Annotated in this window: 5 protein-coding genes; 4 read left to right on the top strand and 1 reads right to left on the bottom strand. The window is 54.1% G+C overall.

The annotated features are described in order from the left end of the window. The coding region (locus tag HYT79_12565; GenBank protein ID MBI2071414.1) for a hypothetical protein at positions 1–1,526 on the bottom strand (1,526 nt) is incomplete at its 3' end. Positions 1,527–1,635: 109 nt separating this feature from the next. On the opposite strand from HYT79_12565, the gene udk reads away from it, so the two are divergent. From udk to HYT79_12545, 4 genes are all read left to right on the top strand, one after another. Next, a complete protein-coding gene (gene udk, locus HYT79_12560; GenBank protein MBI2071413.1) occupies positions 1,636–2,280 on the top strand; it encodes a uridine kinase in 645 nt (214 codons plus the stop codon). Positions 2,281–2,284: 4 nt separating this feature from the next. Next, positions 2,285–2,974: a response regulator transcription factor gene (locus tag HYT79_12555; GenBank protein MBI2071412.1), complete on the top strand. Its 690-nt coding sequence runs from the start codon at positions 2,285–2,287 to the stop codon at positions 2,972–2,974. A gap of 272 nt (positions 2,975–3,246) precedes the next feature. Next, complete coding sequence (locus tag HYT79_12550; protein MBI2071411.1) at positions 3,247–3,648, top strand: response regulator; 402 nt, start codon at positions 3,247–3,249, stop codon at positions 3,646–3,648. Next, a partial coding sequence (locus HYT79_12545; protein MBI2071410.1) for a methyl-accepting chemotaxis protein occupies positions 3,648–4,208 on the top strand: 561 nt, incomplete at its 3' end. The genes HYT79_12550 and HYT79_12545, both read left to right, overlap by 1 nt.

Here is a 4,208-nt window from a genome sequence, read left to right as displayed (position 1 = left end):
CGGGAAATCGTTTCAAAAAACGCGCTGATATCCGAACCCAGGGTCGCGTCGCTGGTTAAGAGCCCCAGGTCGGTATACTGGCGCGCTGTTTTGGGATGATAATTGCCGGTTCCCAGGTGAAGATAAGAAACCTCGCCGCCGTTTTCCTCGCGGATAATTTGCGTGACCTTGCTGTGGACTTTGAAATGGCCCAGGGCGGGCACGACCGAGGCGCCCGCTTTTTTTAACTCGGACATCCAGCGCATATTATTGAGCTCATCGAAGCGGGCTTTGATTTCCACATAAACGGTGACCTTCTTGCCCTGGCGGCAGGCTTCTTTGAGCGATTCCATGAGGGGGGATTGCTGCCCGGCGCGGTAGATGGTGTGGTAAATGCGCTTGACCTGGGGATCGCGCGCCGCTTGATCCATTAAATTGACGATGGCGTCAAAGGAATCGTAAGGATGATGCAGCAGGATATCGTGACGCCGCAGCAAGGCAAACATACGCTGCGGATTCTCCAGCGGCGAGGGAAGTTTGGGTTCGATGGCGGGGTAGCGCAGGTCGCGTTCGTCGCTGTCGTAAATTCTCATCAGCGTCATCAGGTCAAGCGGCAGATCAAATCGGTACATGGCCGCGGAATCAAGCCGGAGCGTGGTCGCCAGGAAAAAAGCGCCTTCGGAATATTGCGGGGCATCCACCTCCAGGCGCACGGGTTTGCCCCGGCTTCGCCCTTCGAGGCCCTGGATGATTTGTTCTTCAAGCGTTTCTTCGTCTTCCGGCCGTACGCGCATATTGGCTTCCCGAATAATTTTAAAGGGGAAGGCCTCGATGACTTCGCGGCCCGGGAAAAGCTCGGCGGCCTTGGCGCAAAGCCAGCGCTCGGCCAGGGCAAAGCGCCGGCTTCCGGGCAGCTCGATTAAGCGTCCAGCTTTATCCTCAATGGAGAGGATCGCGTATTCTTTGGCAAAGCGTACAAACACATGGATGCGTCCGGCCGGTAGCGCCGGGAATGCGTCTTTGGCTTGGCGAAGAAAAATTTTGACAAGAGGGAGGCGCTCTTTGATCCCAGCATCGAGTTCAGTGTCGCCGTTGAAGTGAGCATGAATTTCAATTCCATTTTGGCGCAGGGTTTCGATAATCTCGCTGAACACCTGGGCTTGGCGTGTTTTTTGCGCCAGCACGCGTTCGCGGATTTGGCCGTATACTTCCGAGGCTTTGAGTCCGTCGGGATAGCGCTGCCCCGGGTCCGCTGCAACGGTGCGGGCAATTTCAGCCACACGGATCATGAAAAATTCATCCAAGTTGGAACTGACGATGGCCACAAAGCGCAGCCGTTCCAGGGGCGGGACGGTGGCGTCCGCGGCCTCGTTTAAAACCCGGTCGTTGAAATCGAGCCAGCTTAATTCCCTGTTGATGAAAAGTTCGGATTTCTTCAGGTCTTCGGCGTTTGGCACGGGGGCGGCATGTTCGTTGATTTGTTTTAAAAGCTGCTGCCAATTCGACAGGAGCTCAGGAGAATCGGGGGCGGTTTTTTGTTCAGACATGGGGATGGCCGGTTTCATCGATGATGACAATAGGAACCCGTATATTTTATACCACTTGGGGGGAGTTGAGCCGTTATAAAAAAAGCGAAAATGGTAGAAGAATTGACACATGGACGCTGCATTTAAGAAGAAACCCTGCTTGGTCGGCATTGCCGGCGGCTCGGGATCGGGGAAAACCACGTTCGCCCGCAAGATCGTGGCTCAATGCGCGGCCATCGGCATCGAAGGACAAATATTTTCCCTCGATAACTATTATAAACCTCTCGGCCATTTAAGCCTCGAAGAACGGGAAGCCTATAATTTCGATCATCCCGATGCCGTGGATTTGCCTTTGGCGTTGGAGCATTTGAAAAAACTTCGCTCCGGGGCCGTGATCGAGCAGCCGGTTTATGATTTTAAACTGCACACTAGGGCTCAAAAAACAGCGACGCTCAAACCAACGCCCTTGGTTGTCGTTGAGGGTCTCTACGCTTTTTATTTTCCCGAGTTTTTAAATTTTTACGATTACAAGCTTTTCGTTTCAACCGGCCTGGCCACCGCGGTTTTGCGAAGAATCGAGCGCGACATCGCGGAGCGCGGCCGCAGCGTAACCCAGGCTAAACACCAGGTGTTGACCACGGTTCTTCCCATGTACGAGACTTATGTCAAGCCGACCCAGAAAAACGCCCATTTCTCCATCAACTGGGACGGGGAAGAAATTCCGGAGAAGGCGACCGAAGGCATCGTGCGCATGCTGCGGGATTATTTTCAGTAAACCCATGGGACAGGTTTTAATCGTTGAGGATGAGCCGGTCACCCAGAAAATTTTAGTCAAGGCCTTCCAAAAGTGGGGTTACAAAACGTTGGCGGCTTCAACCTTGGCCCAGGCCCAGCGTTTGCTCGGGCAACGCAAGGATATCGCTCTGGTGATTCTGGATCTTATGCTTCCCGACGGCGACGGCATCAAGCTGTGCCGCAAAATCAAGCGCAACCCGCAGACCAGGCTGCTGCCGGTCGTCGTGTTGACGAGCTTAAAGCGCTTTCGCTATGCGATCCATGCTTATCGCAACGGCGCCGATCTTCATTTGACCAAGCCCATTGACTTGGCCAAGCTTAAGCAATATGCCAAGGCCATCGTCCATCGTCTTCCTTATCGCGGCGAACGGCCGCATTTTTTGACCTACGGAGCCCTGACGTTTCAGCCGGACGAGAACAAGGTGTTTGTCCGCGGCCGGGCGCCATTACATTTACCCGTCAGGCTGTTTGGCCTTCTTTACCTCTTGGCCTTGCGCCAAGGAAAAGTCGTTCCCCGGGTCGTTTTGGTGCGCCGGCTTTGGAAAAATAGCGTTCGTGATAAGGAAGTGGATGTCGCCGTGTCGCGCCTGCGCCGGCACCTGGGCCCCAAGCTTTCTAGGCTCGTTAAAACCGTCTCCGGTCAAGGCTACGCCCTGGCGCACGATTTGACATAACCCTTAGCGCTACAGTCTCAGCGCTAGCGTAGTGCGTCCAACACTTCTTTACTTTTGGCGTCATTCCCGCGAAGGCGGGAATCCAGGCCTGGACCCCGGCTTTGGCCGGGGTGACGAATGCAAAGGGATTTATGACGCACTACACTAGGTTGCAGGGCGGTTGCAATTCGGCCCTTTTTCCCTCGTAAAAACATCTCCTTGTGGACAGAATTTTTTCTTCCTTCTAGGATTTATAGGCGAAATAGAAGCGGCGCCAAGAGGAGGGAAACGTTATGGTTCCAGAACGGTTTCGCGGAAAAGGGAGAATTATCGTTATTGACGACGACGAGGTGACGCTTAAAACAATTTCTTTTTTGCTTGACGTGGACGGTCATGAGGTGCTGGTGGCGCAAAAATCCAAGGAAGGGTTGAATATGGTGATTGAGGAACATCCGAATCTCGTCATTTTGGATATTTCCATGCCTGAGATGGACGGCTGGGAGGTGCTCGAGCATATCAGGAACAACCCGGCCGGGCAAAAAATTCCGGTCCTGATGCTCTCCATATCCGCGAATCTGGGCAACATCGCCAAAGCCTATGATCTCGGGGCCGACGGTTTTTTGGCTAAGCCGTTGGAGAATTTGGCCCTCAGGGAAACCGTCATGAAAACCATGCTCAAAGGGATGATCACCTAATGACTAAAGATTCCGCGGGAATCGACATGTTGACGGCCGTCAGGCTTTTGAGGGCGCTCAAAAAAATCCGCAGGGGAGATTTTACGGCTCGCCTTTCATTAAAACATCCCGGTGTTTCGATGGAAATCGCGGAAACATTCAACGATATCATCGAAGTCCTTGAAGCCAGATCAAGGGAATTCGAGCGCATCAGCCAGTCGGTGGGCAAAGACGGCATTTTGACCGAGCGGATTTCTTTGGGAGCGCTGAGCGGCTCCTGGAAAACCGGCGTGGATTCCATCAACTCCTTGATCGACGATCTCGTCCAACCCACCACCGAAGTGGCGCGCGTGATCGGCGCGGCAGCTAAAGGAGACCTTTCGCAGACCATGCCGTTGCAGATCGACGGGAGGCCGGTTAAAGGCGCCTTTCTTCAAATCGCCAATACCATCAACACCATGGTGGATCAATTGAACGCGTTCGCCTCGGAGGTGACGCGCGTGGCGCGCGAGGTGGGCACGGAGGGGAAACTAGGCGGCCAGGCGCGCGTCAAGGGCGTGGCCGGAGTGTGGAAGGACTTG

It is taken from the genome of Elusimicrobiota bacterium, from assembly GCA_016180815.1.
GTDB lineage: Bacteria > Elusimicrobiota > Elusimicrobia > JACQPE01 > JACQPE01 > JACPAN01.
Note: the sequence above shows the minus strand (reverse complement) of the source record. Positions and strands in the feature narration are given on the sequence as shown.

Excerpts from the sequence above, each read along its gene's own strand:
- HYT79_12550 (MBI2071411.1), top strand. The coding sequence starts at position 3,247 with ATGGTTCCAGAACGGTTTCGCGGAAAAGGGAGAATTATCGTTATTGAC.
- udk (MBI2071413.1), top strand. The coding sequence starts at position 1,636 with ATGGACGCTGCATTTAAGAAGAAACCCTGCTTGGTCGGCATTGCCGGC.
- HYT79_12555 (MBI2071412.1), top strand. The coding sequence starts at position 2,285 with ATGGGACAGGTTTTAATCGTTGAGGATGAGCCGGTCACCCAGAAAATT.